The sequence below is a fragment of the Bartonella queenslandensis AUST/NH15 genome (assembly GCF_000312585.1).
Classification (GTDB): domain Bacteria; phylum Pseudomonadota; class Alphaproteobacteria; order Rhizobiales; family Rhizobiaceae; genus Bartonella; species Bartonella queenslandensis_A.
On record NZ_HE998013.1, the window covers coordinates 160,533 to 162,851 of the forward strand.

Annotated in this window: 1 pseudogene; it reads right to left on the reverse strand. The window is 39.8% G+C overall.

Annotated features, from left to right (window positions below):
• Nucleotides 1–1,805: pseudogene (locus BN338_RS08720) on the reverse strand (Vomp family autotransporter); the annotation flags it as partial.
• Between the last annotated feature and the right edge of the window lie 514 nt (nucleotides 1,806–2,319).

The following is a 2,319-nucleotide window of genomic DNA, read 5'->3' on the forward strand; positions in this document are numbered from 1 at the left end:
CCTTTAATTGTTTTATTACCAGCATGAATGCCTTTAACAGTTATGCTCGGCCCCTCATCACCGTAAAATCTAAAGCCAGCAGCATCCATAATGCTCTCTCCTGCTGTGACAGTCATTACATTAATATTATCAGCTAAATCAAATGTAACATTGTGGTCATTATCTTTTGTAATATTGATATTTTTACCGCCTTCATTGCCAGCTGACTGAAAATTTACTGTACCGTTTGGACCAATAGCAGTAGCACTGCCTCCATTAACAGCAAGCTGCCAACTTGTTTTGGTTGCATTTTTCACCTCTTGCAACTGCTTATAATTCACCGCATCGTTAGGTTTGGTCCCGTCTGCTACGTTTGTGATCTTTTGACTGCCAGCATCAATACCATCAATAGTCATCATTGGCCCTTTATCAATAATAAAGCCATCATCACTCATAGAGCTTTGACCTGTGGTGACACTTGTAAGTTTGAGAGTATCACTCAAAGCAAATTCAATTTTATGCTTATCGCCTTTATTACTTTTTGCAATTTTTAAGTTATCTTTTCCTACTTCACTATTTTTCACCGAAAAATCTACGGTATTGCCTGAATTTACATCTGTAGGATCTTTATCATTAGCAGAAAGTTTCCAAGCCCCTCCTCCTGCTATGACATCTCTCACAGCTTTTAACTGCGCCACATTCACAGCATCAGTATCTTCACTCCCAGCTGCTACCCCTGTGATTTGCCTTGTTAGTGTACCATTAGCACTGCCACCAACTTCACCAACGCTAAAAGCGCCTGCTGTACTTTGCCATGCAATACCGGATTTTTTCACTTCTTTACCTGTTGCAGGATCATAAGCTACTCCACCTTTTGCTCTGTCAGAAATAGATCCCCCACCTACAGCAACACCATCCTCAACAAGCACTTGCGAATTTACACCAATGGCAACCGAATCTTCCGTTTCAGCATAAGCTTGCGTACCTATAGCAATCGAATTTTCACCTTTTGCTTCTAATGTTCTGTTAGGCTTATTTTCTTCAGTTCTATCAGAGCGCCTGCTTCCTATTGCAATAGAACCTGAACCTGAAGCTTTAGCATCTGTACCTATAGCAATCGTATAACTCTTTTCTGCCTTTACTTTAGTTCCTAAAGCAATACTACTTTTACCTAATGCAGTTGCAAGCCCACCGACAGCAACTGCAGACTCCCCTGATGATTCCGAACTCACACCCATGGCAACACTTGCTTTACCGCTTGCAAGTGCCGCAACACCAAAAGCTTGCGCCCCACCAGCCTTTGTGGTTGCACCAGCACCAAATGCCGTTGAATAATTCCCCGTTGCCGCAGCTCCACAACCCGTTACAAAAGAATAAACACCATAAGCTTCAGGCATAATATTCGCAGATCCCCCAGTGTTTTGTCCCATATAAGCACCTGTTTGCGTTAAAACACCCGAACTTTGCCAAGTCACCTTGTCAGTGGTTGTGCCATAAGGATTACGGCCAATGTTATCTGCTTGATCAACTATAAAATTTTCAAACTCTTTCTCTGCTGTTATCTTATTACTAACCTTTTCCTGTTGCTTGCCTCCACGCCCAATAACGTTGTCTACACCGCAATAATCATCATCACCAGCAAAAACAATACTACCATGACTACCACGTGGATAAGGAACATCTACACCACTCGAGTTTCGAACAAATCCTCCTGTCGTAGAAACGCCCGCAGCAACAACAGGAGAAACACTTGATAAGAGTGTGGCTATCACCGTGCTGAGCGAGACAGCTTTAATTAAATTTGGTGTGGAATATTTTTTTTTCATAAGAATCTCCTCCAACAGAGCTCAACATCATTACAACGCGCAAAAACACCCATGGCAAAACCTTTGAGTTCGCGTACTTCAAAAACCAATAAATCAAGACAAAACCCTCCCCTTGCGATACCGCTACTTATTACGGCATCGCTCTAAAATCTTTGCAACAACATCGAATCTAGAAAAGTCCCCAACCCTTTTAGCTAGAGGGATTCAAGCTAAAAAATAAATAAAAACACAAGACTTTGAAAATATACTTTTATCTCCATTCAAAAATACTGCGATTTATCTCTTAACAAAAATAGTTTCACTAAAGAGCAATTCTATCTTTCAAATAAAGCGCAAAAGCAGAATGGCAAGAGTATAAAAAATAATTTTTATCAATTTTTAAAAATACTTCTCAATAAAAGAGCTGTTCTTATAAACACACATTTTTATGATTTTTTTAACTTGTAACATTTTTAACTTATCACATAATATCATAGATCATGATAATCATTATAACCTCACGCTTCCCTATGCG